The organism is Shimia sp. R11_0 (assembly GCF_017744035.1).
Taxonomy (GTDB): domain Bacteria; phylum Pseudomonadota; class Alphaproteobacteria; order Rhodobacterales; family Rhodobacteraceae; genus Shimia; species Shimia marina.
The window spans coordinates 40090-66043 of record NZ_JAGHQY010000005.1; the positions used below are offsets into that span (position 1 = coordinate 40090).

General features: G+C 54.5%; 30 protein-coding genes and 1 pseudogene. 16 read left to right on the plus strand and 15 right to left on the minus strand.

Annotated elements, in window-relative coordinates:
* Positions 1-34: 34 nt before the first annotated feature.
* From J7382_RS11570 to J7382_RS11595, 6 genes and pseudogenes are all read left to right on the plus strand, one after another.
* Positions 35-721: a fumarylacetoacetate hydrolase family protein gene (locus J7382_RS11570; RefSeq protein WP_209069189.1), complete on the plus strand. Its 687-nt coding sequence runs from the start codon at positions 35-37 to the stop codon at positions 719-721.
* A 131-nt stretch (positions 722-852) separates the two neighbouring features.
* On the plus strand, positions 853-1692 hold the full coding sequence (locus tag J7382_RS11575) for a GNAT family N-acetyltransferase (protein WP_209069190.1): 840 nt from the start codon (positions 853-855) through the stop codon (positions 1690-1692).
* Between the two features lie 106 nt (positions 1693-1798).
* A pseudogene (locus J7382_RS11580) lies at positions 1799-2472 on the plus strand (IS5 family transposase).
* 168 nt (positions 2473-2640) lie between these two features.
* On the plus strand, positions 2641-3210 hold the full coding sequence (locus J7382_RS11585; RefSeq protein ID WP_209069191.1) for an AraC family transcriptional regulator ligand-binding domain-containing protein: 570 nt from the start codon (positions 2641-2643) through the stop codon (positions 3208-3210).
* Complete coding sequence (locus J7382_RS11590) at positions 3182-3643, plus strand: helix-turn-helix transcriptional regulator (RefSeq protein ID WP_209069192.1); 462 nt, start codon at positions 3182-3184, stop codon at positions 3641-3643. Before J7382_RS11585 ends, J7382_RS11590 begins: the two co-directional genes overlap by 29 nt.
* 196 nt (positions 3644-3839) lie before the next feature.
* Positions 3840-4643: an alpha/beta hydrolase gene (locus J7382_RS11595; RefSeq protein WP_209069193.1), complete on the plus strand. Its 804-nt coding sequence runs from the start codon at positions 3840-3842 to the stop codon at positions 4641-4643.
* Between the two features lie 336 nt (positions 4644-4979).
* Here J7382_RS11595 and J7382_RS11600 read toward each other — a convergent pair whose 3' ends face one another.
* From J7382_RS11600 to J7382_RS11625, 6 genes are all read right to left on the minus strand, one after another.
* Positions 4980-5531, minus strand: coding sequence for a hypothetical protein (locus J7382_RS11600; RefSeq protein WP_209069194.1), 552 nt, complete (start codon positions 5529-5531; stop codon positions 4980-4982).
* A 12-nt stretch (positions 5532-5543) separates the two neighbouring features.
* Positions 5544-5915, minus strand: a complete 372-nt coding sequence (locus tag J7382_RS11605) for an SDR family NAD(P)-dependent oxidoreductase (protein WP_209069195.1) — start codon at positions 5913-5915, stop codon at positions 5544-5546.
* A gap of 22 nt (positions 5916-5937) precedes the next feature.
* Positions 5938-6255, minus strand: coding sequence for a hypothetical protein (locus tag J7382_RS11610; RefSeq protein WP_209069196.1), 318 nt, complete (start codon positions 6253-6255; stop codon positions 5938-5940).
* A gap of 9 nt (positions 6256-6264) precedes the next feature.
* Complete coding sequence (locus tag J7382_RS11615; protein WP_209069197.1) at positions 6265-6777, minus strand: hypothetical protein; 513 nt, start codon at positions 6775-6777, stop codon at positions 6265-6267.
* 69 nt (positions 6778-6846) lie between these two features.
* Entirely contained in the window at positions 6847-7518 is a 672-nt protein-coding gene (locus J7382_RS11620; RefSeq protein ID WP_209069198.1) for a hypothetical protein, read from the minus strand.
* Positions 7519-7936: 418 nt separating this feature from the next.
* Positions 7937-8872, minus strand: coding sequence for a hypothetical protein (locus J7382_RS11625; RefSeq protein ID WP_209069199.1), 936 nt, complete (start codon positions 8870-8872; stop codon positions 7937-7939).
* Positions 8873-9114: 242 nt separating this feature from the next.
* Between J7382_RS11625 and J7382_RS11630 the strand changes: the two genes are divergently transcribed.
* The 3 genes from J7382_RS11630 to J7382_RS11640 are packed head-to-tail and all read left to right on the plus strand — an operon-like array spanning position 9115 to position 10534.
* The gene (locus J7382_RS11630; protein WP_209069200.1) at positions 9115-9705 is read left to right on the plus strand and encodes a TetR/AcrR family transcriptional regulator; all 591 of its coding nucleotides are present in this window, start codon (positions 9115-9117) and stop codon (positions 9703-9705) included.
* Between the two features lie 56 nt (positions 9706-9761).
* Positions 9762-10154, plus strand: a complete 393-nt coding sequence (locus tag J7382_RS11635) for a nuclear transport factor 2 family protein (protein ID WP_209069201.1) — start codon at positions 9762-9764, stop codon at positions 10152-10154.
* A gap of 50 nt (positions 10155-10204) precedes the next feature.
* Positions 10205-10534 carry a hypothetical protein gene (locus J7382_RS11640; protein WP_209069202.1) on the plus strand — a complete coding sequence of 110 codons (330 nt, stop codon included), beginning with the start codon at positions 10205-10207 and terminating at the stop codon, positions 10532-10534.
* A 503-nt stretch (positions 10535-11037) separates the two neighbouring features.
* On the opposite strand, the gene J7382_RS11645 is transcribed toward J7382_RS11640, so the two are convergent.
* A complete protein-coding gene (locus tag J7382_RS11645; protein WP_209069203.1) occupies positions 11038-11769 on the minus strand; it encodes a LuxR family transcriptional regulator in 732 nt (243 codons plus the stop codon).
* A gap of 92 nt (positions 11770-11861) precedes the next feature.
* On the opposite strand from J7382_RS11645, the gene J7382_RS11650 reads away from it, so the two are divergent.
* The 6 genes from J7382_RS11650 (at position 11862) to J7382_RS11675 (ending at position 16709) form a co-directional block, all read left to right on the plus strand.
* The gene (locus J7382_RS11650) at positions 11862-12395 is read left to right on the plus strand and encodes a hypothetical protein (protein ID WP_209069204.1); all 534 of its coding nucleotides are present in this window, start codon (positions 11862-11864) and stop codon (positions 12393-12395) included.
* 9 nt (positions 12396-12404) lie between these two features.
* A complete protein-coding gene (locus J7382_RS11655; protein WP_209069205.1) occupies positions 12405-13847 on the plus strand; it encodes a VWA domain-containing protein in 1443 nt (480 codons plus the stop codon).
* Between the two features lie 156 nt (positions 13848-14003).
* A complete protein-coding gene (locus J7382_RS11660) occupies positions 14004-14540 on the plus strand; it encodes a hypothetical protein (RefSeq protein ID WP_209069206.1) in 537 nt (178 codons plus the stop codon).
* Entirely contained in the window at positions 14537-15364 is an 828-nt protein-coding gene (locus tag J7382_RS11665; RefSeq protein WP_209069207.1) for a hypothetical protein, read from the plus strand. Before J7382_RS11660 ends, J7382_RS11665 begins: the two co-directional genes overlap by 4 nt.
* A gap of 49 nt (positions 15365-15413) precedes the next feature.
* Complete coding sequence (locus J7382_RS11670; RefSeq protein ID WP_209069208.1) at positions 15414-16154, plus strand: hypothetical protein; 741 nt, start codon at positions 15414-15416, stop codon at positions 16152-16154.
* Positions 16155-16196: 42 nt separating this feature from the next.
* Positions 16197-16709, plus strand: coding sequence for a hypothetical protein (locus tag J7382_RS11675; protein WP_209069209.1), 513 nt, complete (start codon positions 16197-16199; stop codon positions 16707-16709).
* Positions 16710-17058: 349 nt separating this feature from the next.
* Here J7382_RS11675 and J7382_RS11680 read toward each other — a convergent pair whose 3' ends face one another.
* The 5 genes from J7382_RS11680 to J7382_RS11700 all read right to left on the minus strand — a co-directional run bounded on the left by J7382_RS11680 (position 17059) and on the right by J7382_RS11700 (position 22709).
* The gene (locus J7382_RS11680; RefSeq protein WP_209069210.1) at positions 17059-17691 is read right to left on the minus strand and encodes a tyrosine-type recombinase/integrase; all 633 of its coding nucleotides are present in this window, start codon (positions 17689-17691) and stop codon (positions 17059-17061) included.
* Positions 17692-18895: 1204 nt separating this feature from the next.
* Positions 18896-19081: a hypothetical protein gene (locus J7382_RS11685; protein ID WP_209069211.1), complete on the minus strand. Its 186-nt coding sequence runs from the start codon at positions 19079-19081 to the stop codon at positions 18896-18898.
* A gap of 18 nt (positions 19082-19099) precedes the next feature.
* Positions 19100-19450, minus strand: a complete 351-nt coding sequence (gene tnpB / locus J7382_RS11690; protein WP_209069212.1) for an IS66 family insertion sequence element accessory protein TnpB — start codon at positions 19448-19450, stop codon at positions 19100-19102.
* A complete protein-coding gene (locus J7382_RS11695) occupies positions 19447-19830 on the minus strand; it encodes a hypothetical protein (protein WP_209069213.1) in 384 nt (127 codons plus the stop codon). The genes tnpB and J7382_RS11695 overlap by 4 nt, the downstream gene beginning before the upstream one ends.
* Before the next feature lie 596 nt (positions 19831-20426).
* Positions 20427-22709 carry an adenosylcobalamin-dependent ribonucleoside-diphosphate reductase gene (locus J7382_RS11700; RefSeq protein WP_209069214.1) on the minus strand — a complete coding sequence of 761 codons (2283 nt, stop codon included), beginning with the start codon at positions 22707-22709 and terminating at the stop codon, positions 20427-20429.
* A 160-nt stretch (positions 22710-22869) separates the two neighbouring features.
* Between J7382_RS11700 and J7382_RS11705 the strand changes: the two genes are divergently transcribed.
* Positions 22870-23301 carry a DUF1489 domain-containing protein gene (locus tag J7382_RS11705; RefSeq protein WP_209069215.1) on the plus strand — a complete coding sequence of 144 codons (432 nt, stop codon included), beginning with the start codon at positions 22870-22872 and terminating at the stop codon, positions 23299-23301.
* Between the two features lie 37 nt (positions 23302-23338).
* Here J7382_RS11705 and modC read toward each other — a convergent pair whose 3' ends face one another.
* The 3 genes from modC to modA are packed head-to-tail and all read right to left on the minus strand — an operon-like array spanning position 23339 to position 25901.
* A complete protein-coding gene (modC, locus tag J7382_RS11710; RefSeq protein WP_209069216.1) occupies positions 23339-24424 on the minus strand; it encodes a molybdenum ABC transporter ATP-binding protein in 1086 nt (361 codons plus the stop codon).
* The gene (gene modB / locus J7382_RS11715; RefSeq protein ID WP_209069470.1) at positions 24421-25113 is read right to left on the minus strand and encodes a molybdate ABC transporter permease subunit; all 693 of its coding nucleotides are present in this window, start codon (positions 25111-25113) and stop codon (positions 24421-24423) included. Before modB ends, modC begins: the two co-directional genes overlap by 4 nt.
* Complete coding sequence (gene modA, locus J7382_RS11720; RefSeq protein WP_209069217.1) at positions 25113-25901, minus strand: molybdate ABC transporter substrate-binding protein; 789 nt, start codon at positions 25899-25901, stop codon at positions 25113-25115. The genes modB and modA overlap by 1 nt, the downstream gene beginning before the upstream one ends.
* Positions 25902-25954 lie beyond the last annotated feature (53 nt).

Below are 25954 nucleotides of genomic sequence, written 5' to 3' on the forward strand. Positions count from 1 at the left end.
CACAAGAGCCAACCGTCATTTGAAGGAGAGCGCCATGCCGGACTATGTCGTGCCCCCCGCCGCCCCCGTTGCCCTGCCTGTTGTGGGGAGTGACGCCCTTTTTGCGGTGCGGCGCGTCTATTGTATCGGGCGCAACTACGCAGATCACGCCCGTGAAATGGGGCATGATCCAGACCGCGAACCGCCCTTTTTCTTTCAGAAAAACCCCAACAATCTCTCACCCGCCGCTACGTTCCCCTATCCGTCTCAAAGCAATGATGTGCATCACGAGGCGGAAATGGCCATTGCGCTGCATTCTGGCGGCACCAATATTTCGACCGAGAACGCGCTGTCGCATGTGTATGGCTATGCCGCCGCGCTCGACATGACACGCCGCGACCTGCAAGCCACCGCCAAGGCGCAGGGGCGCCCGTGGGAAATTGGCAAAGCATTTGAGCACTCCGCCCCCATTGGCCCCATTCATCCTGTCGAGAAGACCGGCCATCTCAACACAGGCCCCATCCGCCTTTTGCTCAACGGCACCATCAAGCAGGAGGGCAATCTCAATCAGATGATCTGGAAAGTGCCCGAAATGATCGCTTTTCTCTCTACGTACTTCACATTGGCAGCAGGCGATGTGATTTTGTCGGGCACCCCTGCGGGCGTCGGCCCAGTAACCAAGGGCGATGTCATGACCCTTTCGATAGCGGAGCTCACGCCTCTTACCGTGACCGTCACCTGACCCGCAGCTCCTGCTGAAAAACTGCGCATCCGGTCTCCCAACCCCAATTGAATCACTCGCAGTCGTTGCGCGTCGCGCGACCGGTGCTAGGCTCCGCAGAAGACCACGCGCGCCACGACCGAGAGACCACCATGATTATCAATCGCACTGCCAGCCAAACGGACCTTGTGCAGATTCTGAACTGGGCCAGAGACGAAGGCTGGAACCCCGGCCTGCAAGACGCTGAGGCCTTTTGGCAGGCCGACCCTGAAGGTTTCTTTGTCGCCACAGATGGTACTGAGCTTCTGGCGGCAATTTCCGTCGTAAACCACTCTGCCGATTTTGCCTTTCTTGGCCTCTACATCACCCAGCCCTCCCATCGGGGTCAGGGCGTGGGATACGCTCTGTGGCAACACGCGCTTCAACATGCTGGATCTCGCACCATTGGCCTTGATGGTGTGCCAGATCAACAAGCCAACTATGCAGCCTCCGGGTTTGACCTCTTCAGTGCGACCACACGGTTCACCGGTTCCATTCCCCCCACGCGTCACCCCCAGATCCGCATGGCCACCGCACGAGATCAACCTGCCCTGATCGCGATGGAAGCCGCGGTCTCCGGCACAGCGAAGCCCGCCTATCTGAACGCCTGGTTCACAGAGGCCGACAGCCGCAAAACCCTAATCCTGTCAGAGCGCGGCACCATCACCGGCTGTTGTACCGTGCGCCAATGCGCATCCGGAGCAAAAATCGGCCCGCTTCTGGCGCAGTCAGCCGATGATGCCCGCAGCCTGCTATCGCACGCGGCAAGCCTGTTTGGTGAAGTCATCACGCTGGATGTGCCCGACACTTCCGCTGCGCTCAAAACGCTTTGCACAACGCTGGATCTCACGCCCGGCTTTGCCACGGCGCGCATGTATCGCGGCCCCGCCCCCCGTGTAAACAAGGAAACCTCCACTGAATTTTTCGCAGTAACCTCATTGGAACTTGGCTAAGTTCAACGCGATTCAGACATAGCTTGCCTGTGTATTTTCTTAGAGTCAGGACCCATTGATTTCCACTTGGCTGCTTGACGGACGGTTCGAAAATCGAGTGGTGACCATGTCTGATCTTTTTTGGTTGACGGATGCGCAGATGGCGTGTCTTGAGCCTTTGTTACCCAAGTCCCACGGCAAACCACGCGTTGATGATCGACGTGTGTTGAGCGGCATTATCTTCATTAATCGCAATGGGTTGAAATGGCGCGATGCCCCTTCGCCGTATGGTCCACACAAGACACTGAATAACCGTTGGAAGCGTCTCCTCTCACACAATCTGCGAATGTGTTGCCAGGCAACGGGAGCGACAATGGCGAATGACGTCTGATAGGTCGCACCAAGGGCGGCATGAACACCAAGTTGCACGCCATCTGCGACAGCCGGGGATGTCCGCTCGACCTGTTCATCACCGCGGGTCAGGTCAGCGACTACATTGCCGCCTGGGCACTGCTGAACGGACTGTCGGATGTCGATTGGCTGCTCAGGGATCGTGGCTATGACGCCGATTGGTTCCGGAAAGCATTGAAAAATAAAGGCATACGCGCTTGCATACCTGGCCGGAAGCAGCGGAAGAAACCGGTTAACTACGACAGGCGTCGTTACAAACGGCGCGACCGGATCGAGATCATGTTCGGCAGGTTGAAGGATTGGCGGCGTGTGACAACTCGCTATGACAAGTGCCCGAAGGTCTTCCTGTTAGCAATCGCCCTCGCAGCGCTCGTTATCTATTGGCTATAATTCCTGAGCCGGGCCCAAGGTGTCCAGTTGTGCATACACAAGAATGGCGCTGTTGGCGTCAGTTAACTTCCAAAACCTGGCGCGTTCTGCAAATGGTATGGCGGGCTGCGCCATAAACTTCTTCGACTGTTGGCGCTATGTTTGTTGCTGACACCGAGGAAGACCAAGGTGCCAACGCCAGACCGTATCAAGACACCAGACACCTTCTGGGACGCGCTCGATAGCCTGTCGATTAGTCGTGCGTCGCTCCTGCGCGAGGCGAACCTGCCACCCACAGCCTTTTCGTATGACGCCCGTATGAACACCAAGCGGCCGTTTGCGATGTGGGAGGCGCTGCAGACCTTGGGTGGGCGCGACATTGGCCTGGCGGTGACACGCGCCATGCACGGGCCGACCTTGCCGCCGTCGTTTCTGGTGGCCTATCATGCCAAAAACGTTGGAGAGGCTTTGCACCGTGTCGCCCACTTCAAGGCGCTCTGCGCGCCCGAGGAGTGTCAGGTGGCCGTTGAGGGGGGCAGCTGTGTCGTGTCTACAGCCTGGACCTATGCCGAACAGGTGGAACCAGACGCGCTAACCGATGCCACTTTCACGTTCCTTGTGAACATGGTGCGCACCGGGACCGAGCAGAAAATCGTCCCGAAGCTGATCGAGTTACGACGCGAACAGAGCGAGGAACTGGAGGCCTGGTTGGATTGCCCGATAACGTGGAATGCGCCGCGCGCGCCTGGTGTTTCATGAAGTTGATCTGCGGGCGCCATTCAGCAGCTATAACAGTGAGCTTCTGGCCATGTTGGACGCTGCTCTTGATGCAGATCTGAGCAAGGCCGAAAACAACACCTCTCTAACGGATCAGGTGCGCTGGCACTTGCGCCGAGCGTTGACGGCAGGTCGTCCAGAGTTGCGTAGCATCGCGCGCGCGATGGCGATCAGCGAGCGGTCCTTGCAGCGCCACCTCAAGGATGAGGGGCACAGTTTCAAGTCGCTTTTGTCTGAGATACGGCACCAACTTGCTTGTCAGTATTTGAGGGAGCCAAATCTCGACATCAGCGAGATTGCGTATCTTCTCGGGTATGAGGGTCAAGGGTCCTTCTACCGGGCGTTTCAAAAATGGGAGAACCGGACCCCGGCAGAATGGCATGCCCCCCCGACCCTGAACTCAAAAATGTCTTAGCGCCTATCAACTTTAAAGCCTTCCAAACGGGTCCGGCACACCGGTTCCGATCAATGAAACACGTCAAATCCCGGAGAAACGACATGACTGCACAGCCAACGGAAGAGCAACTTGTAACAATAAAGGCGGTCACTCGTGGCCTCGTCGCCATCAACGGTGAACGCACCCAATCCTGGAAACACCGAAGGATTATGGTTTGGCCTTCGAAGACATCACCTTCCTGGCTGAAGACAGCGTAAAACTGGCCGCATGGTTCATCCCGGCCGAAGGATCCGACAAACTCATCATCTGCAATCATCCAGCTACCCTGAACCGGTATGGTTTTCCCGGGCACTTGAAACCATGGAGTGACTTTCAAGACATCAAGGTGAAGTTCGGCAAGATCCACAAAGCTCTGCACGACGCGAGCTATAACGTTCTCGCTTATGACATGCGAAACCATGGAGAAAGCGATGGCATTGCAGACAAAGCGTGGGGTCAAGGATTCCACGACGAATTCAAAGACGTTCTGGCAGCCTTTGACTACGTCAAGTCGCGGGACAATCTGAAAACCATGAAAATCGGACTCTTCAATCCATGCGCGGGCGGCGGTGCGGCGATGCATGCCATGACCGAGCGCCCAGAAGATTTCGAAGACGTAAAAGCGTTTGTCTGCGCACAGCCAGCGTCAATCAATATCATGTCGAAAGTTGCGTTGGACGCCATGGGGTTGGACTCTTTCCAAGAGGCACTTGCCGAAGAGGTCAGAGGTTTAGCCCTCACCGAGATGACCCCGCACCTGCACGCCGGAAACATCACAATACCTACGTATATCGTTCAAAACCGGGACGATGTATGGACAATCCCAGACGATGTACAGGAAACCTATGATCTGATCCCGGGGAAAGAGAAGAAACTGCACTGGCTAGAAGACGGCGATACGCAGCGCTTCATTGGCTACAACTTCTTTGGCGAACATCCTGAAACTATGATCGAATGGTTCGACCGGCACATTAAGTGAACTTGGGCTAAGGACCCCTAAATTGAATGGAGTGTATTCAAGGCGAGCGCGGCGCAGCTGCCGCTCGCTCCTCAGTCAAGCTCTATGCCAACGACCAATTCAGGGGAACAACCAAAAGAGGCGCCCGAGCAACTGGGGCAGGAGCCTCTTTTGCCCAGCCCTGAAGCTGTTCACGCACAGCGCAACGAAAGTCGCCTCTTCGCCCTACCAGCATCAAAGTGCATACGAACCCGCCATACCTTATGGCGGATCAATCGTACTGATAGTCGCTCTATGGGAACAGGCGGGCACGTCTCTATGTCTTGCTTATGCTACCGTTTCTTGTTTCTGGATCGGCTATCTGGTGCCGGTCTCCGTTTCGGACAGCTCCCAAAGCTGGGCAGCCTGAACCGGGTCCAGCACGCTCATCTCCAACTTGCTTTCGCCAACCGGACCAACCATCTCGGCGCGTTTGGTCGGGCCGTAGTATGCGGCGGGTTTAAGGTTCTCTTCAGTCGCACACAACACTTCGGGCCATGCGCCGCGTTCAGCGGATTGCGCCAGCGGCGACAGCAAAGCGAACAGGATCTTGGTCATCCGGTTCGCTTCTTCTTTGGACAGCGTCGTACGCGCCGCGCCGGGGTGGCGGACATGCACCGAAATCGGAAGGCCCGCCGCCAACGCCCGTCGCTCAAGCTCATAAGCGAACATCATCTGCACGAATTTCGAATGGCAATAAGTGATATGCGGGTTGTAGTTGTCGTCAAAGTTCATGTCTTCGAACTGCACCCGCTTCAGCCCCATCTTATGGCCATTGCTGCCAACGACAACGATGCGCGCATGGCTGTCAACCAGCCGGTCAAACAGCAACCGTGTCAGCAGGAAGTGGCCATAGTGGTTCGTGTCCAACTGGCTTTCGAACTAATCCTTGGTAAACAGCCGCGTGGCGACCTGGGCGATAGCGGCATTTTCAATCAGCACGTCGATCTGCGGCACTTCGGCCAACACCTGATCGGCCGCCGTGCGTACCGATGCAAGATCGGCCAGATCCATCTGGATGAAACGCACATCGACTGTGGTGCCGAATTCTTGCTTCAACCTGGCGATTGCAGCCTCTGACTTCGGTACGCTTCGGTTCGGCATGATGACGCTTGCGCCCTTGGAAAGAAGAATCCGGGTCGCCTCGTATCCTGCACCCGCGTTGGCATCGGTAATGACGATGCTCTTGCCGCTCAGATCGCCCACCCGTTCAGGGGTCCAGCCCTTGGGGCCGAAAGGGTTTGGATGGGTCATTGGGGGTATCCTTGTAATTTTTTCAGAAACTTGGGCTGCCCAATGCATTCCCAAACAGAATGCTGGTCATGACGCTGACGAACGCCAATCCCATGAATATGGCAACCATCGAACCAGTGTGCGAAGTCTGAGCCCTGCTTAGGCGCAGCATCACGTAGCCGATAAAGACGTTCGTCAGCCCCCAAAGGACGTTGACGAGAGGTGAAGACAATTCCACTCCCGGTGGTGTGGCAAATGGGGATGGAAAGGCATTTCCCATGACCCCAGCCACAAAATGTGGCACTGCATTTCCAAAGAAGAAACCGGCGGCAAAAGCGGCCAGATAGTGATACCATTTCATCGGTGTTGCTTACCTTCTGCTAAGCGTCTTTGCGGTGACAACGGGTTCGTCAGCCAGAAAAATCTCCATGGTGCTGTCTTGCGCCCGTTTCTCGACGGCACCGGACAGCATGAAGCTGGCTCCAAGCTTTTTCAGAGCATCGGCATAGGCCTGATCCACGGCCGGGATGATCTCATCCATGTCTATTGGCGGGGCAGCATCGATGTTTGCCACAATGCCATCCAGCCTGAGCTGTCCGCCTGAATCAGAGAGGAACACGCTGTGCCATGACCGCTCGCCGTACTGATAGCGGCGGCAGAAAACGCGATCATCTACGGTCACAAACATCAAGCGGATGAAGCGGTGCGTATATCCTGCACGGATTTCATGAACACGGGTCTGATTGACCAGGTTGGTCAACTCGGATTGTGTTTGCGGTTGTTCCATTGGACCTTTCAAGGTGCGCAATAATGGGTGGATGGCGGTTCCGATGATTAGTTTTGGAATGCCACTCACCAGGTTCCACAGAGATGCCTTTGCCATCTTCCAGGCCTTTCTCTTAGCACTCGAACCTGGCGACAATTGCCGCCAAATCCTGAGTGTCTTGGCTCTTCAACCTTGTTTGTTGAAGAATTCCGCCGCAGCGTCGCAGGACGCTTTCACGGCTTCTGGCTTCCAATAGAAGTCAACGTGGCTGAATTCATCGAAAGCGCGAACTTCTGGGCTGTTTGTCAGCCGATCGATGAAATTGGTTGAACAGATTGCTGTCGCCGCGTTCGGCCCGTAGATCACCATCGTCGGTTGGGTGATCTTGTCTGCGTAATGCTCACCAATCGAAATCAAAGACTGCATGGACTGGTCGCCGATGTGTTCATTGGTGAAGTTCTTGACCTTTCCAGGGCCTGCAACACCATCCTTGCCATAGGAGTTGTAGGTGTCGTTCGACATTGGAATACCCAACGCATTGAATTCTTCCCGCGTCATGCTGTCGTCCAAGACGTTTGGCCAGGAGTAATCCGCTGCGCCGGTTTCATACATTTTTTGCCTGGAGGCATTTGCTGCAGCGATCACTTGATCGGCAATGCCACGATCACCCCATTGGAAAGCGTCAGCTGCCATCATGCCGGAAACCGTGACGATCTTCTTGATCCGATGATCTGTCACTGATGCAGAGGCAATAATGGAACCACCCTGACACACGCCGAGACCATAGATCTCATCGACGAACGGAAGTGTCCCCAGATAGGAAACAGCATCCCAGGTGTTTTCGATCAGCCGGAACATGTATCGACTCTTCTTGTATTCCCCCGGCAAAGCTGGAGAGTCGCCCATACCCAAGTAGTCAAAGCCCAAATAAATGAATCCACGGCCTGCCATCTCAGGTCCGTGGGTCGCAGGAATTTGGCCTCTTACCTGCGGAAAAGGGCTCGCCCGACCACAGCCTTATAAGACTTATTGGGATCAAAGTCGTCCGGGAGATACAGCTCGCCAACCAAATCTACGCCGAAGGATTTGAAGGTGATGGTTTTTTCCCGGATGTGAGTTCCATGCTATTTCTCCTGGAAGGTTGGCTTTCAGTTCCGTCGAAGTTGTGGGCTGACCAATGCGATAATCGTGGAGCCCATTCAGCGTCTTTCAATTCGCTGTTTGTGGAAAATGGGGAGATGGGCAGAGGCCAGCGATTGACCTCAACCCTATCGATTTATGCGTTGAAGAACTCTGCAACCGCGTCGGTCGAGGCTTTGACAGCCTCCGGCTTGTAGTAGAAATCCACGTGGCTGAACTCGTCAAAGGCCAGCTCTTTGTGCTCGTTGGTCAGCTTCTCGACGAATGCGGTTGAACAAATCGCGGTGAAGGCCGACTTGCTGTAAATGGTCAGTGAAGGTTGCACGATCTTGTCAGCATAGTGCTCACCGATAGAGATCAGCGATTGCATGCCCTGGTCACCGATGTGCGCGTTGGTGAAGGTCGGAACCGCTACTGGGCCTTTCACCCCGTCACGACCATAGTAGTCATAGGTTTCTTCGGCCATCGGGTTCACGCCGGAGCCAACGAATTCTTCGCGGGACTGGCTGTCGTCCAGGCCAATCGTGTTCACGTAGTCCGGCTCGCCGGTTTCGTACATTTTCTGCATCGAGGCGTTGGCAGCCGCGATCTGCTGGTTGACCATGTCGCGGTCGGTCCACTGGAACGGATCCGCTGCCATCATGCCCGAAACCATGGCGATTTTTTTGATCCGATGATCGGTGACGGCGGCAGAGGCTATGATCGAACCGCCTTGGCACACGCCCAACCCATGGATTTCTTCGACAAAAGGCAGGGTACCAAGGTAGGATACGGCGTCCCAAGTGTTCTCAATCAGGCGGAACATGTAGCGCGACTTCATATGCTCGCCCGGAAGCGCTGGGGAGGACCCCATGCCCATGTAGTCAAAGCCAAGGTAGATGAAACCGCGTGCTGCCATTTCCGGGCCGTAGGTTGCCGGGATCTGGTCCTTGACCTGCGGGAACGGACTGGCGCCAACAATGGCCTTGTATTTCTTGGCTGGATCAAAGTCCTCGGGCAGATACAGATCGCCCACAAGATCGAGGCCAAAGGATTTGAAAGTTACGGGGTTTGTGCCGGGCTTGAAGGACATGTCTGTGTCTCCTGCATTAATGGGAAGTGATGTTTGTGTTGCGTTTGCACCCAGCCCAACAAAGGACATGAGGGAGGCAAATGAGGCGGTTTTCATGAAGCTGCGTCGGGAGAAGGTGATCATGGTGCGCGTCCGCTTTCTCTTGCTTGGCGTTTTGAGTTGCTAAAGTAAATCTTTGTGTTTACTTATGGCGCAGGGGTGTCTTTTGTAAACACATCTTTTTACTTTTTAAGGCGAAAACCGTGAAACGTACTGAAAAGAAACGAAAAGATATTATCGATGCTGCGATCGATGAGTTCCGCGAACAGGGGTTTCTGGGGGCCAAGACCACGTCCATCGCTAAAAAAGCGAACGTATCGAGTCGCACGCTCTACAACCATTTTGAGAGCAAAGAGGCGCTGTTTGAGGCAATTTCGGAGATCATGGTCGCACAAAACCGCCGCATGGCGCCGGTCCCTTATGACCCAGATCGTGATTTTGTAGCGCAGTTGAAAGAAGCGCTCTGGCGTTATGTGGCGATTATCACAGATGAGACCGCCCTTGGCCTGAACCGGATGGTGATTTCAGAGCTGATCCGCGACCTCGACCGCTCTCGCGCGTTTTTTAGCGAAAGCGAAACACATGATTACCCCATCACGCTACTTATCAGCGAGGCGATGAACGTAGGTGTGATCCGCAAAGCCGACCCAGCCCTTGCGACCAACCAACTTCTGGCGCTGGTCAAAAACTTTTATTTCTGGCCGGAGTTTTTCCTCGGCGAAAACCCAACCCCCAAAGAAGTGCTCGACGATTGTGTTGCGATGTTCCTATCACACTACAAAGTGTGTGACTGAACAAAGGTGAAAACTAAGCGCAATAGCAGTCGTTACTGGAAAAAATGGAGACCATAGTGTCATCGGCAGACAAAATCGCCCAAGTGCGTAACTATTTCGACCTCTTAACGGCCTCGGACATTGACGGCATAATTTTGCTTTTTAACCCGAACGCATATGTAGTTTCACCGTTTCTTGGAAAGATGAACGTATCGGACTTCTTCAGGAAATTGGGCAGTGCATCCGCTTCCAGCAAGCTCACAGTGTTTGATGTTCTTCTTGGAGAAAACCAAGACAGTGCCGCCGCACATTTTGAGTACGACTGGACCCTGAAGAACGGCGATCAAATTGTCTTTCAGGGCATCGACTACTTTAAGTTTTCCGAAAGTGGTAAGTTTGCGTCTTTATCGATTTTTTATGACACCCATCCCGTGCGCGATGAGGTGGGCGACAAGTACGCATCGGCTTGAACCAACGGCGGTGCTGGCGGCGACAGAAAGTAAATTATAGCGAGGACAACATGATTATCCGTTGGTGGCGAGCAGTGGCAGGAACTGATGACGTCTTGGAGCAATATGCTGATCATCTAAAACGAACGACGTTCGTTGAAATGGCACAGCTTCCAGGACATTTAGGGGCTGCCCTTGCGGTCAAAGTGAATGGCCAACATAACGAACTTGTGGTCACGAGCCTTTGGTCTGACCTCGCCTCCGCGAGGCATTTCGAAAAAGGCGATTTTGATGATGCCGTGGTCAAGCCAAGCACGCAAAAACTCCTCAAATCGTTCGATCTGAAGGTCGAGTATTTCGAAACCATTGTGTCGACGGGGTGTCTGGCTGACGGCAACTGAAGGTCGGAACTGCTCCGTCAGCTTTCATGCGCGCAGCAGACATTCACTTGAACCGTGGCGAACGTCTGCTCTCCAAACAAAGCAGACTTTTGCGAGTGCAAATTTTGCTAACGCGGCATCCCTTCGCGCATGCGGCAGGTCTTTTATTACAGTACGGCGCATATCGTCATTGCAGTCGTTCGCGGCAATCTGATCTGACGCCTCGGCGCGAACAAAATAGTCACTGCGTTAACACAGAAATTCTCACCCAAGATACAAGCATGGGCGGCACCGCTATCTTGTCGTTGCAGCAAGGGGCGCGATTGCGCGCTATTAGCTAGTGTTAATCTGCGTTGAACCAAAACCTAACACTCAACGCAGTACAGTCCAACACGTAGAAACGGGATGACTTGTCCAATACAAAACAAAAAATGAACCAGAACGGAATCACTTCTTCTGCGATACTCTGTAACCGCTCTAGTCATCCATGCGATTTGATCTTCAAACCGATTGTAAAACCTCAGCTATTTATGCTGCCGATCAATAAACAATCTCACGGCCTCATTGTTGTTAGATGCGCCGAGCTTACTTCGTGCATTTTTCGTATATAGACGAACAGAGGACTCTTTTAGGCCAAGCTCGTCCGCGATTTGCTTTGGGCGCAGTCCTCTCGATAACATTTCCAGCGTCTGTATTTCGCGCGGGCTCAACGGGCGCACCACATCTTGGTGGACCTCCCCCTTCCTCCAGGTCTCAAACCGTGCGTTTGCAACAAGGCAAAGCGTTCGGAGATCATCTGCCAATGGCATTACGCATCTTTCGAAATCATACCGCTTCATGGCATTCCCCAAGATGAATCCGCCATGCCTGCCTGATCCCTTCAAAGCGGTTGGGATTCCAATGCCGGCGTGCCAGTCAAATGCGCTTGCAGCTTGGATATAGTTGCGTGTGTAGTCATCAATATAGTGATCGTTCAGGTCCAGATATTCAGCTCCGACTTTTGTTGGCTCAAATGTTGCGCAGCAAAATGAAACAAATGGTTCAATGAATTCAGGGTCTTTTGCTAATTCACGCGGCCATGAATTGGGCAAGCTTGACCTGACGTTCCAATGGGGCGGGCTGCCATCGTCTCTTGTCGCATAGATGACTTTGTCGAGCTTAAAGCGCGAAAGAGTGTCCAGCATGCGCGCCCAGGCAACATCAGGAGTTTTGGCTGTTTCGATGCTGTAAGCACATTCAAGAATTGTCCGATCCATAGCTCAAAATTGATATATCAATTTCGATATATTGCCAACAACAAGCTCGCCAAGGGATGGTGCGTGAAGCAAAATCGTTTCGAGTACTGTTGATGAACAAATTCAAAAGCGCCCTCAGGGAACATGTCACACGTCGTGATATTCTTTTAGGTTCAAGCGCCTTTCTGTTGATACCACATGTGGCGTGGGCTGAACGTACGGCTGTGGTTGATCTGCGTCTCGCAGATAATTTGGTCGGGTTTTATGGTGCCAAAATTCGCATGTTTTTGGCCGAAAACCTTGAGATTACTTCAAGCCATGAAATCGCAAGACCACAGTTCCATTTTGTCCGAGTAACAAGCGGGAAAGTGGCCGCGCTCTTCAGCTCTCCGCACGTCGAGAAGGTCGTATTTCCGGGCGAGATGTTTTTCCCAGGTGAAATGTTTCTGCCAAAGGCTGCGTTCTTTGATGGATTGGAAATCTCAAAAGTCAAAAAAGGCGGCAAGGTCAGCGGTCTGCAAAAAGAGAGGCTTTCCACAGTTGCGCTCAAAGCTTTTGGCGAGAGGAGTGGAGTGATGATTGTGACGTCTTGGGATGACATGGCTCCTAGTGACGCGTCCTCTACCCTGTATCTTTATAATAGCTAGGACCGTTCCATGCAGATGAAACGCTTCGTTGCACCAGCTTTGGTTGCGAGCTTCCTCGCAACTCCGCTGTTCGCACAAGAAAAGACAATGCTGGTGCTTGACGCCTCTGGATCGATGTGGGGGCAAATTGAAGGCACAGCAAAGATTACGATTGCCCAAGGCACAATCGACACCCTTCTGAGTGATTTGGATACCGGGCGTAATCTAGGGCTAATGGCTTATGGCCACCGCCGCAAAGGAGATTGCGCTGACATCGAGGTATTGGTGGAAACTGGTCCAGATACCGTCGGCGACATCGCTTCTCAGGTGGCTCGCATTGCACCGAAAGGCAAAACACCTATGGCCGCAGCTATAGCTCAGGCTGCGACTTCGATGCGCCACGTAGAAGACAAAGCCACGGTGATTTTGATCTCTGATGGAATTGAAACCTGCGCGCCTGATGTTTGTGCGGTTGCCTCTGCGCTGGCAAAAAGCGGGGTCGATTTTACAGCCCATGTGATCGGTTTTGATATCAAAGACCCAGAGGCAGATGCGCAACTCGCCTGCATTGCGGCTGAAACGGGAGGCCAATATCTGAGCGCGACCGATGCCGACAGTCTGTCGACTGCGTTAGAAGCCGTGGCCGCAAATGCCCCGGAGACAACGCCAGAGCCAGAAGTTGATATCCGTATCGAAGCGCAGAAACAGGCCAATATTGGCGAAGTGATCCCTGTCAGCTGGTCGGGGTATGATACGGGTACGACAGGCTACGAACTCATCGTGCGAGATCAACAGGGCCGAAAAATCAACGGAACAATCATTTCACAGGCTGCGCCGCTTGATCTGGAAATGCCTGCTGTCGTCGGTCGCTATGAAATCGCGCTGCAGCGCGTCTCCGGGCAAGTCATCCTTGCAGCTGCGCCGATCGACGTTGTCGAGACTCCTGTGACGCTGACGCCACCTGACGTGGTTCTTGCAGGCAGCACAATTGAGGTTGCATGGACGGGACCTGGGTATCGAACAGACCGGATTGGTATCGGATTATCGGGCGAGCGTCCCAAGAAGAATGTGATGCTGAACAACAAGCCTTCACCTGCATTGCTCGACATTCCGACAGACGCTGGGGACTATGTGATCACCTATGCGCTCAGCCAAGATCAGAAAGTTTTGGCTGAAGTGCCGATCACTGTCACAATGCCGCAGGCAACGCTTACTGCACCTGCTGTGGGCACTGCAGGCGACACAATAGTTGTCGATTTTACAGGCCCCGAAAACCGCAATGATTTTATCGGCATCGTTCCTGTAGGTGACGGCGACAAATCGAAGGGGCGGCATACTTACCGTCTGCGCAACGGCGGCCCTGCCAAACTGATCCTGCCGGACGAGGCTGGCATCTACGACATCCACTATTTCCTGGCGGGGGACAATGTCCGCATCGCCACCACTCAAATCACAATCGAAGAAGATCAGTGATGCACCCAAACGCGGTTGCGCTGGTTGTCCTTTCAGCTCTGCTCTCAGGCTGCATGAATGAAAAAATTGCCGAAGAAAGCTTGCTCAGCTGTGAGGACATGTTCGGGCCTGATCACGCAAACTGTGCGCCCTATGATCCGAATGAAGGAACGTAAAATGCAAAACATCCTAAAAAATGGCGCCACAAGCGCACTCATTGGCCTGACCGCCTTCGTCTCACCGGCCTGGGCTGAACGGGCAATTCGTCTCAGCATTCCTGTCCGTGTTGACGGCGACCTTTCCAAGGTTACAGATGGCATTTGGTTGTATTGCTTAAGCTATGTCTGGGATGATTCAGCTTATCAAGCCGAATGGACTGCACAGATTAGCGCGCCGGGCGCGACATTTGCGCCAAACGCTGATGACGGAACATTTCTAACGACCTTCGAATTTGTTCCTTCTGAATTGGGCGCGGATATCCATACTCGCTTTGAGGGTACATACACCATTGACATCAATTGTAAGCTACAAAGAGGAGCGGTCATTCCTGCGGAACAGTTGAAACCTGGAGATATCGAACGCACATCGCGTAGTGATAAATCGGGCTATCCGAGCGCACCCGCAGGTCCTGGCAGCTGCGGCAATATTTTTGCCACGGTTCTCATGCCAGACTACCGTATGCAACTGCCCCCGAAACTTGAAGCCTGTTTGTGAGCCTGCGCAATATGCTCGCCTTGTTGCCCAGAACACTCGCGGTGGCGGCCTTGGTATCCGTGGGATTGACCGGAGCGGGCGGCGCGAATGACAGCCTTGGCGCGCAGCCAGAAACTGATCCCAATGGTGAGATCGAAGTACCGGCTATCCCCTTTGCTGTCTCGGCACCCACTCTCATCATCTCAGTTGAGGGGCCGTTGGAAATTCAAGCCCCGCCTTTGGTCCTTGCCGTAGAGGGCCCGCTTGAGATCGACGCTCCGCCTTTGGTTCTAGCGGTGGAAGGGCCGCTTGAGATCAATGCGCCCGATCTGGTGCTGGCGGTGGAGGGGCCATTGACAATTGATGCCCCTGCATTGGCCATCACGGTTTTTGAGCCATTTGTCGTGACCGCACCTGCCTTGCCCCTCATCGTGGAGGACGATCAAGACACAGACCGCATCGCCCCGCACCTTTGTGTCGGGTCATATACAATGTTTATGGGACAGGTCGTTGGTAACTCAATCAGCCATGTTATGCCCATTGGCACCAAAGAGGTGGCCCGCGCAACAGTGAGCTCAGAAAGCTGCGGGGCATCTTTGACGCTTGCTGCGCAGGGGCAGAAAATCCTGCTCGCCCGGCAGCATGGTGGCGACAATAGATATGAAGGCGAACTGCACCTCCCAGACGGGGCCAAACGAAAACTCAGCCTCACCTGTGGGCAGAACCTCACGCTCTTTGGCGGGATCGTTGCGCGCGATGATCGTCTGCAGGTCCGTCGCCAGATGTGGTTGCAGCTAGATCATGTGAACGAGGCCACTTTGGCCGCCTGCGCAGAGCGACAATGAAACGCTCGCGCGCGGTGTCGCAGCTAGAAACAGGACATACTTATCAGAGATGGAAGCGAAAATGACCTTAAGAAACGTGTTTATCGCATTTTTTGGCGGGGTATTGGCAACGCCGGTTTTGGCGGACACCTATAGATCCTCGTTAGACTATTTTTGCCAAGATCAAGGTTACGAGGGCACGGCATGTATCTGCGCCCAAGAAGCGTTTTTTGCAAAGGCAACCGAGCTTGGTCTGAGTGACGATGCCGCACAAATGGCGGCGCTTATGGTTGGTCAGCCGCGTATGGATCCACTTGTATTTACGTCCAGATTGCAGGAAATGGACCGCAGCCTGATGGTGGATGCAATCCCGGCGACATCTCAACTTGTGATCCACGCAGAGCAAAGCTGTCGTGCTGTCCAAGACCCTCAATTCATCTCGATTGATGGCAATAGAAGTCCTAAGGAACGCTTCTTGCAGGCCTGTGGCTTCATGACCGGCGGTGAGGCCGAAGAGATGGCTATTTGCGATTGCCAAGCTGACGCCTACGCCAGCCGGTTCGACGACGAGACGTTTCATTTGATTACTGAACTGACCGAAATAGAAGCCTCTGGCGAGGCTGGTGCACAGGATCCAATGGAGTATTTGCTCACAGAAAAACGCGGTTTGTCATCTGATGAGGCCAACCAATTTCTTGGCAAACACCGCGCCACAATGATGCTAATCGTGCCGATCAGCTTTGAGTGCGCCAGTGCTGAGTTGGGTGCTGAGGTCGGTAATCTCCTCGGAGCTATGGATCATGGAAACTAGAGCGCGAACCAATCAAGCTACGAAAAAGCGAGCAAACGAGAGATGAAAATCGTAACAACCCTCCCCTTTCTGGCAGCTCTGCTGCTGCCAACGGCCAGTGTGAGCCAGCCAGCATCAATCAGTGAGTTTGTCGGCCTGTCCAAAGCAGATTTCTTGGCGGAAATGGAAACCATCCACGAAACTGCTTGGCCCGACCTCGCTGTTATGTTTACGCGGCTTGATCCAGCATTTGAGGATATGCTTCCACCTTATGATGATTGGGATGCGCAGACCAAAGAGCTTGCGGGTTGCGTCTACGACACAATGGCCGAAACCGGTGCCCTTGATAAGCTTGCAGAATATACTCTGCTGCAAACCGAATATGCTCGTTTTCTTTCTGAAAACCCTGAGCTCGATTTCTCAAACATGGGTGAAAATGAGGAGGTACAGGAACGATTTGGGACGCCTTCGACTGAATATATTCAAGCCTCTTCGTCCTGTGGCCTATTGGATCATCAAGGACTACAAATGCAGGAAACTGGGCTAATGGAGGCTTTGTTTAGACATATGCAATGACCCTCCAAATTCAGCTTGAACTTGAAACGCTCTCCGCAGATTTCACAGAAGAGCGTGCTGTCATTTGCCAGAGTTTCACCTCTGAAGCCGCGCGTGTGATGCGTATAATTCCCAGAATCGCTATTGTCGGATTTGTTTTGCTACCAACCCCTAAATTGCTGGAGGCCAACGGCTGGTTTACCTCCGCACAGCAGGGTCGGGATTTGCGCGGTTGCAGTAAATTCTGCGCTGCCTGCAAATACAGCGAAAATTACGAATTCACGGTATGGGCTCGGCACCGAACAACGCCGCATGAGGGACCGGCACGCGCATTGAAATGGCGAACGGCAGGACCGTTCACCAAGATTGCTCAGATATCGGTACGCTCAGCGATGCTCAGGGCATCTTCGAGTTCGACGCCAAGGTAGCGCACTGTACTGTCGACCTTTGTGTGACCAAGCACCAGTTGGACCGCGCGGAGGTTTCCTGTCTTGCGGTAAATCTCCGCAGCCTTTGTACGGCGAAGCGAATGCGTGCCGTAACCACTTGGTTCAAGGCCGATTGCCGTTACCCAATCGCGGACAAGCCGACCATACTGGCGGGTGGAGATGTGCGGCCGGTCATGGAACCGGCTCGGAAACATAAACCGGCAGGCAAACATCTCGGGCGATTTGATCCACGCCAGGACGGTATCGCGTGTGTTTTCAGTCAATTCAAATTGCACCGGCCGCCTAGTCTTGCTCTGGATCACCGAAACGTGCTCTCGGACGCGATCGTCTTTTACAAGGTCAGAAACGGCCAATCTGACAAGATCACAGCCGCGCAACTTACTGTCGATAGCGACGTTGAACAAAGCCAGATCACGCAGATAACCCGCCAGTTCGAGCCTTGTCCGGATCGCCCAGACTTGTGTGGGTAGTAAAGGCCGTTTTTGACCGATGATCCGCCCTTTGCTCCAGGCTCTGCGTTTCGGGGTTGTAGCGGGAAGTTGGACTCTTGGCATGATTTGCCCTCCGATCCTCCCTCCAAGCCCATTCACCAGCACCGCGCTGGCAGTAGGTTTGTAACATCCTCGCCAACTGCAGCGTTCAGAACGCCTACGGATAGAGCCGTTACTGCAAGTGCAATCAACCGCTTCGAGCCCAAAGTGCATGATGCTGCGCCATGCATGAACGTCTGCTCCATCGCAGCACGGCCAAAAACGTAACAAAATCAAACTCAGTTTTGCCAGGAGGTTAGTGGCAATGATCCGGTCTGAGTAGCATTGGCGGAGTAACGGCCCTTGAAAATATGTCTTGCAACACCCTATCTACTAGATGAGTGAGAACACTCTGAAGCGCCACCAAAAGCGAAAGCGGCGTGGAAAGGCTCCTCTTCGCGGCGGAACGTAGAGGGGAGTTGTCCTGGGCATCATAGCCTCAGAACTTGACCGATGAAGGATTAGAACGGGTCCGAATGGGGTAACCCACCGAGATCAACGCAAAAGAAGAAGAAAAACAGCGCTCGACCGTTGAAGCCAGCCTTAGCTGTGCTGCCTATTATGTGTCCGTCCACAGAACAGCGCACGTCAACCCTTACGAGGGGTTGGACGTGTGTTGATGACGTCCACTCCTCATTTCGGAGAGTAGAATGGGCATCATCGCTGACGTTTTGACTATCATTGCATCACTTTTCGCAATTTGGACGCTTTGGAAAACACGCGACAAGAACCGCTCCGATGAGTGAGTTTTGACACCGATCAATTGCCAATTCGAGGGCCAGTTTCGCATTGATTTGCGGCACTGGCCCCGATGCAGCTTCGCTCCGTTTAAACAAGCTTTCCTTCGAATATCCGAGCCGATCCAAGGTCTTCTGCGTGGTAAGTGGTTTGCCAAAACTCAACCGTTTTTTTCCCGGCGCAAACCACCGTTTTTGACTGTTCACTTTAATCCAAAGTAGCCATTTGCGAAGACGCGGCGAAAGTCAGGAAAGTCCTGCGACTTGTGAATTGCCCAACTCATCCTCGCTGCACGGCGCCCGAATGACTGGTTTTCCTGCCCCGTAGCAGCGCCCGCAATCGCGCAGATGCAGCGATTGTCTTGCTGCGAGCGCGCGCAGCAAGAAAATGTAATGACTGCCATGGGCTCGAAGCTGCCGTTAGCTGCGTGGCGCACTAACGACCTCTTTCAAAGTTGAACACCCCTTCAACATTCTCTTCTGCGGTGGGACTATTCATCTTCGTTCGGGAGCAACCATTCCAGCATACCGCTCTTCTTCAGGCGATGCACAGATGCGACCTGAATGATGGCTTGTTCAATCAACTTTTCGTCACCAGTAGCGTAGGCTTCATCTATGATCTTTTTTTGCAAAGCGTGATTTTGTGCCAACTCTACATCTGAAAAGTTCTGGGTCATTACTTGTACCTTTCTTGGTTAGACGGCGATCGGCTTCCGAACATGCCGTGGAACGACCCGTTGCCAATCCAGGCCTTCAAAAAGAGCCTCAAATTGCGAACGATTGATGGTGATGACCCCGTCTGTCAGTCGTGGCCAAACGAAACCGGCTCCTTCGATCCGTTTGTAGGTCATGACAAGACCAGTGCCGTCCCAAACAATTATTTTCATCCTGTCAGCGCGTTTGGCACGAAAGATAAAGATCGCACCGCTGAATGGATCCAGTTCGAATTCGTTCATGACGATGGCAGCTAGTCCGTCCACCCCTTTGCGGAAATCGACTGGCTTAGAAGCCAGGTAGAGTTTGAAATTTCCAGACGGTGAAATCATGAGAGCGCGTGGATCACAGAAACGAGGTCCGATACCGGATAGGAAGCAGGCAAGGTAATCTCTAGCTGCTTCCCGCGTAGAACGATTTCCGAAAGACTGTCAGGTACGCTCGGATCTTCTTGGACAATGACTTCGGAGAACATTCGTTCTTCTTTTATCTTCGCTTTGACGCGTCCCCCCCGACGAACGTCACCACGCCATTTGTAAACGAGGGATTGCGAGACGTTGCAGGTCTTCATGACTTCGCCGACGCTCAGTTCGCCACGATCCATTTTGTCATTGATGAAGCGTTTGAAGCTAGGCGGCCAGACGCGGCGGCCACCAGCGTGGATTTCGATGGTAAATCCGTAAACTTCGAATGATCTCGCTTCCAGCGCCATGGTTCCACCTCTACTGCGTTTTGCAGTAGTATCTCACGATGACACCTAAAGCGTCAGACGCTATTTAGGGGGTCAGATGCAACGCTTACGTTGCATTCATATCGCGCCATAAACATAGAGACGCACTCATCCAGCGTGTCGTCTGAAAGCGTGCTCTTTCCTGACCCGTTGAAACCATAAATGAGATTAAAATGGCGGAACGAAGGGATGTCTTCTCCGGCGAGCTTGTCAGCCAGAACGCCAACACCTTTCAGCTTCTTTATCTCTGAAATTGTAACAATTTTTCTCGATCTCCCCAGCTGTTTTAGCCGGTAACTGCCTTTCTCGCTTGAGGGCATCAAAGCTACCTATGGCTGAAAGCAACCTCGCAGCACACGCAAATTAAACCAAGGCTTTTGAGACTGCTCCCGCCCGAAGGCAGTGCCGCCGGGCATGAACCGCGGCACTAAGCAACGCACGTTGCGTTCCCCGTAAACAAAGCCACCGCTGATTTCCCAGCGGTGGCAAACTCATAGTGGTCAGAATTAGATTCTCAACTGGTCAAATTGCGGACTGATGCGAGCTTTCACAACACCACAAAAAAGGCATCGCAAAGGTCATCCGCACTTGGAATACCCACAACTCGGGCAAGTCATACAGCCTTCAACCATCTGCAAGCCAAACTCCCCGCAGCTGGGGCAGGCCTTGCCACGCGGCGCTTCGCCCACGGCCATCACCTCGGCCTTTGGATCAGATTTCAATCCCATACCCTCGCCTTCAATGAAGCCAATCGCAATCATATGGCGCTCCAACACGCCGCCGATGGCCGCCAAAATAGAAGGGATGTACTTACCCTCCATCCAGGCCCCGCCACGAGGATCAAACACCGCTTTCAGCTCTTCCACCACAAAGGACACATCGCCCCCGCGCCGGAAAACAGCGGAAATCATCCGTGTCAGCGCCAGCGTCCACGCGTAATGCTCCATATTCTTGGAGTTGATGAACACTTCAAAAGGGCGGCGGTGCCCATTGATCACCACATCGTTCACCGTCAGATAAATCGCATGCTCGCTATCAGGCCATTTGAGCTTGTATGTGGCCCCTTCAAGGCTCTGCGGACGCTGGAGCGGCTCCGACATGTAAATCACTTCGGCCGCATCGTCGCCGCCCCGTACCTGCTCTGGCGCTTCCGCCGGGGGTTTCTCATCTGCAACACTCAGCACAGAACCCGTCACATCATTGGGCCGATAGGTTGTGCAGCCCTTACAGCCACTGTCCCAGGCCTGCATGTAGACATCCTTGAACGCATCAAAGCTGATGTCTTCGGGGCAGTTGATCGTCTTGGAAATAGAGCTGTCGATCCATTTTTGCGCCGCCGCCTGCATGCGCACATGAGCTGCGGGTTCAAGCGTCTGCGCATTCACAAAATACTCCGGCAGCGCTGTATCGCCAAACTTATCCCGCCACAGCTGCACGGCATAATCCACCACCTCTTCTTCAGTGCGAGATCCGTCCTTCTGCAAAACCTTGCGCGTGTAGGCATAAGCAAACACCGGCTCGATGCCAGAGCTGACATTGCCCGCATACAGGCTGATGGTGCCCGTGGGGGCAATGGAGGTCAGCAAAGCATTGCGGATGCCATGTTCCGCGATCGCTTCTTTCACGTCCTCATCCAGATCCTGAACCATGCCCCCCGCAAGGTATTTTTCCTTGTCAAAGAGCGGGAAAGCCCCTTTCTCCTTGGCCAAATCCACTGACGCCAGATAGGCGGCGCGGGCGATCGCTTTCATCCAGGCTTCGGTCTGACGCGCCGCTTCCTCGGTGCCATATTTCAGGCCCAGCATCAACAAAGCATCCGCAAGCCCCGTCACACCCAGACCAATGCGACGCTTGGCTTGGGCTTCCTGCGCCTGCTGCTCCAGCGGAAACTTGGAGGCATCCACCACATTGTCCATCATACGCACGGCGGTCGCCACCAACTCGGTCAGCGCCGCCTCATTGAGCTCTGCATTCGCCTCAAACGGATCCCTCACCAGACGGGCAAGATTGATCGACCCCAGAAGGCAGGCACCATAAGGTGGCAAGGGTTGTTCGCCACAGGGATTGGTGGCAGCGATCTCTTCCACATAGCTCAGGTTGTTGCGCTGGTTGATGCGGTCAATGAAGATCACGCCGGGTTCGGCATAATCATAGGTGCTCTGCATGATCTTGTTCCAAAGATCCCGCGCCTGCACCGTGTGATACACGCGGTCTTTAAACACCAGCTCCCAGGGGCCATCTGCTTTCACGGCCTCCATAAAGGCATCCGTCACCAGCACGGACATATTGAACATCCGCAGACGCGCCGGATCGGATTTTGCGGTGATGAAGGCTTCGATATCAGGGTGGTCACAGCGCATGGTGGCCATCATCGCGCCACGGCGGCTGCCTGCGCTCATGATGGTGCGGCACATGGCGTCCCACACATCCATGAACGACAGCGGGCCAGATGCATCCGCTGCAACCCCTTTCACATCTGCGCCACGTGGACGGATGGTGGAAAAATCATAGCCAATGCCCCCTCCCTGCTGCATGGTCAGCGCCGCTTCCTTGAGCATGTCAAAAATGCCGGACATGCTGTCTGGCACCGTGCCCATCACAAAGCAGTTGAACAAAGTCACCTGACGCGCGGTGCCTGCACCGGCGGTGATGCGGCCGGCTGGCAGATACTTAAAGTCCTCCAGCGCAGCGTAAAATTTATCTTCCCATTGATCGGGGTCTTTCTCCACGCGAGCCAGATCGCGCGCGATCCGCCGCCAGCTGTCCTCCACCGACAAATCAATCGGTGTGCCATCCGCCTCCTTGAAACGATACTTCATATCCCAGATTTGTTCTGCAATTGGGGCGGCGAAACGACTCATCGCTGGCTTCCTTGATTGGCTTGATGTGTGTTGGAGGTGGTGTAAGATAGTATAAACACCACAAAGCCATAGGCACAACAGGCAAACACACCATTTAGGGGTTGAGCACAAACTCAACACCATATACGGTGTGATTATCGCATAAAACTGTGGAAAAACTGTGGGTAAAACCGTCCATCTCGTCAAACTCTCCGTCGGAACAGAAAGCCCGGAAACACTCGCCGCCTGGCAAGAAGCCAACTTGGCGCGCTTCCCCGATGGCCTGCCCCGCCACGTGACCCGCATGTGGCCCAAACGGGAAGCTGAAATCCTGAACGGCGGCTCGATCTACTGGGTCATAAAAGGGTCCATTCAGTGCAGACAGCCTATCTTACGTCTGGATGAGGTCTTTGGATCAGATGGCGTACGCCGCTGCGCAATTGTGCTCAAGCCGCAGATCTACCTCACGCAGGCCGCTCTCAAACGCCCGTTTCAGGGATGGCGGTACCTGAAGCCAGAAGATGCACCCGCGGATCTGCCCGAAGGACGGGCCAGCGATGATGTCCTCCCAGAAGAGCTCAACCGCGCCTTGGCCGAAATCGGCGTGTTGTGAGACACCCGCAATATCTCTCACAGTCACACACTGCGCCTTATCCCGCGCCGATATCCTGCGGGGCCACGGACACGGATTTGATCACCGCATAACAACAGGTGCCCTCCACAAGCCCAAGCGCTGTGGCAGAGCGTCGGGTGACGCGCGCCAATATGCGTCCCGCCGCTGTCTTAAGCGCCACAATCGCCCCCGGCCCGCCCCCAGACCGCACAGAGCACACCTGCCCTGCCACAATATTGAGCGCCGACAAACCTGTGGGCACCTCGCGTGACAGGATCACATCCTGCGCCGCAACCCGCACACGCACCGGCTTTCCAACATCCTGTGCCAGCTTTGGCAACAACAGCGCCACCCCATTGGCGTTAAGCTCCGTCAGCCCGTCTGCGTGATGGCACGCCACCTTGGCATCAAGCACCGCGCCAACCTCTCGCGGCCCCAGAGGCGTAAAGCTTGGATCAGACAGCAAATCTGCCGCCGTGCCCACGCGCTCCACCTTCCCGTTTGTGAGCGCCACAACCGTTGTCGCAAGACGCGCCACTTCCGCCATGGAGTGGGTCACATACAGAATGGGCAGGGAAAACTCATCTCTCAGCCGCTCAAAATACGGCAGGATTTCCGCCTTGCGCGGCGCATCCAACGCGGCCAACGGCTCATCCGCAAGGATCAGCCGCGGCCGCGCCAACAGAGCCCGTGCAATGGCCACACGCTGCTTCTCTCCCCCAGAAAGATCTGCCGGACGACGGGCCAGCACAGTACCAATCCCCAAGAGGTCCACAACCTGCTCAAAGCTCGCAATCTCAGGCCGCCCCCGCGCCACCCTATGGCCGTAAAGCAAGTTCTGCCGCACCGTCATATGCGGGAACAGACGGCCTTCCTGAAACACATAGCCAAGCGCGCGCTTATGGGCCGGCACCCAAAGCCCCGCAGCCGTGTCGCTCAAGACTTGCCCATCCACCTCAATACGCCCCTGACACGCCCGGTTGAGACCAGCCACCGCATTGATCACGCTGGTTTTGCCTGATCCCGAACGCCCAAACAATACCGTCAGCCCTTTAGGCACATCAAAAGCGACATCGAGATCGAACCCGGAATACTGCTGCTGAATGTGTACTGATATGCTCATGCCTGCCCCACTCGGGCGGCAATGCGCCGCGCCAGAACTTCAGACAGCACCAGCGCCCCTGCCGCGATGACAATGCTCACCACAACAAGACGCATCGCTGCGGCCTCACCACCCGGCACCTGCAAGAACGCATAGATCGCACTGGGCAACGTGCGGGTCTGCCCTGGAATGTTGCTCACAAAGGTGATTGTGGCCCCAAATTCCCCCATCGCCTTGGCAAAGGCCAGCACTAATCCTGCCAAAAGCCCCGGCAACATCAGAGGCAGGGTGATGGTGGCAAACACCCGCAACCGCGACGCTCCCAGGGTGGCGGCGGCCTCTTCAAGTTTCGGGTCAATGGCCTCAATCGAAAGGCGAATGGCCCGCACCAAAAGCGGAAACGCCATCACCGCCGCCGCCAAGGCCGCTCCGGTCCAGCGAAAGGCAAACACAATACCAACCTCTTTCAGAGCCGCGCCAATCATGCCTTGCGTCCCAAAGGTCACCAACAACAGATAGCCGGTCGCCACCGGCGGCAGCACAAGAGGCAGATGCACCAGCACATTGAGCACCTGCTTGCCCGGAAACTCCAGCCGCGCCAGCACAAAGGCCACAAAAATACCAGGGAGCGCAGCGCCGATCATGGCCCAAAAGGCCACCTTCAAGGACAAGAGCACAACCGCCCATTCCTCAGGCCCCAACCAGCCGATCATGGCGCGCGCCTCAAAAGGCGAAACCCATGCTGCGCAAAAGCCGCCTGTGTGGCCTCTCCTTCCCAAAAGCGCATAAAGGCCCGCACTTCCGGCCGATCCTGCCCCCGCACAATGGCAGCTGGGTAAACTATGTCATCATGCAGCTCCTCAGGAAAAACTGCGGCAATCTGCACACGGCCCTCAGCGGCGGCATCCGTCACATAAACCACCGCGGCGCGCGCCTCTCCCAATGCCACAAGCGCCAGCGCCGCACGTACATTGTCCACCTGCGCCACCTGTGGTGCCAGCTCTGGCCACAGGCCCAGCGCCTCAAAAGCTTGCCGCCCATAGATCCCGGCAGGCACAGCCTCCACCAGCGCCATCGCCATGCGCCCATCCCCCAGAAATTCCGCCAGATCCTGCGCAGGCAAATCTGCCGCCGACACATCTTGATCCGTCGGCACCACGAGCGCCAAACGGTTGCCAAACAGCGTTTTTTCGCTCTCCGCTAGCAGCGCTCCCTGCGCGATCAGATGCTCCATCCATGCGATATTGGCCGACACAAACACATCCGCTGGTGCGCCATATGTGATTTGGCGTGCCAATGTTGAGGATCCGGCAAAAGACAGGACAACATCATGCCCTGTCTGCGCTTCAAACTGCGCGGCGACCGCTTCCAGCGGTTCTTTCAAGCTCGCAGCGGCAAAAACAGTCACCTGCCCCGCCAACACGCAGGACGGTAGCACAGCCAAACAACCTGCCCAAAATGCAGATCCCATCTGGATAAACCGCTGTGCAAATCTCATGGAATGCTCTGGCAACCTCGCGTCTTTTCATAGGGATACCGAAAGCCCCCACA

Coding starts and splice junctions, on each gene's coding strand:
- J7382_RS11570 (WP_209069189.1), top strand. CDS start 35: ATGCCGGACTATGTCGTGCCCCCCGCCGCCCCCGTTGCCCTGCCTGTT.
- J7382_RS11575 (WP_209069190.1), top strand. CDS start 853: ATGATTATCAATCGCACTGCCAGCCAAACGGACCTTGTGCAGATTCTG.
- J7382_RS11590 (WP_209069192.1), top strand. CDS start 3,182: ATGCGCCGCGCGCGCCTGGTGTTTCATGAAGTTGATCTGCGGGCGCCA.
- J7382_RS11605 (WP_209069195.1), bottom strand. CDS start 5,915: ATGACCCATCCAAACCCTTTCGGCCCCAAGGGCTGGACCCCTGAACGG.
- J7382_RS11610 (WP_209069196.1), bottom strand. CDS start 6,255: ATGAAATGGTATCACTATCTGGCCGCTTTTGCCGCCGGTTTCTTCTTT.
- J7382_RS11615 (WP_209069197.1), bottom strand. CDS start 6,777: ATGGCAAAGGCATCTCTGTGGAACCTGGTGAGTGGCATTCCAAAACTA.
- J7382_RS11620 (WP_209069198.1), bottom strand. CDS start 7,518: ATGTTCCGGCTGATCGAAAACACCTGGGATGCTGTTTCCTATCTGGGG.
- J7382_RS11625 (WP_209069199.1), bottom strand. CDS start 8,872: ATGTCCTTCAAGCCCGGCACAAACCCCGTAACTTTCAAATCCTTTGGC.
- J7382_RS11640 (WP_209069202.1), top strand. CDS start 10,205: ATGATTATCCGTTGGTGGCGAGCAGTGGCAGGAACTGATGACGTCTTG.
- J7382_RS11645 (WP_209069203.1), bottom strand. CDS start 11,769: ATGGATCGGACAATTCTTGAATGTGCTTACAGCATCGAAACAGCCAAA.
- J7382_RS11650 (WP_209069204.1), top strand. CDS start 11,862: ATGAACAAATTCAAAAGCGCCCTCAGGGAACATGTCACACGTCGTGAT.
- J7382_RS11655 (WP_209069205.1), top strand. CDS start 12,405: ATGCAGATGAAACGCTTCGTTGCACCAGCTTTGGTTGCGAGCTTCCTC.
- J7382_RS11660 (WP_209069206.1), top strand. CDS start 14,004: ATGCAAAACATCCTAAAAAATGGCGCCACAAGCGCACTCATTGGCCTG.
- J7382_RS11670 (WP_209069208.1), top strand. CDS start 15,414: ATGGAAGCGAAAATGACCTTAAGAAACGTGTTTATCGCATTTTTTGGC.
- J7382_RS11675 (WP_209069209.1), top strand. CDS start 16,197: ATGAAAATCGTAACAACCCTCCCCTTTCTGGCAGCTCTGCTGCTGCCA.
- J7382_RS11680 (WP_209069210.1), bottom strand. CDS start 17,691: ATGCCAAGAGTCCAACTTCCCGCTACAACCCCGAAACGCAGAGCCTGG.
- J7382_RS11685 (WP_209069211.1), bottom strand. CDS start 19,081: ATGACCCAGAACTTTTCAGATGTAGAGTTGGCACAAAATCACGCTTTG.
- tnpB (WP_209069212.1), bottom strand. CDS start 19,450: ATGATTTCACCGTCTGGAAATTTCAAACTCTACCTGGCTTCTAAGCCA.
- J7382_RS11695 (WP_209069213.1), bottom strand. CDS start 19,830: ATGGCGCTGGAAGCGAGATCATTCGAAGTTTACGGATTTACCATCGAA.
- J7382_RS11700 (WP_209069214.1), bottom strand. CDS start 22,709: ATGAGTCGTTTCGCCGCCCCAATTGCAGAACAAATCTGGGATATGAAG.
- modC (WP_209069216.1), bottom strand. CDS start 24,424: ATGAGCATATCAGTACACATTCAGCAGCAGTATTCCGGGTTCGATCTC.
- modA (WP_209069217.1), bottom strand. CDS start 25,901: ATGAGATTTGCACAGCGGTTTATCCAGATGGGATCTGCATTTTGGGCA.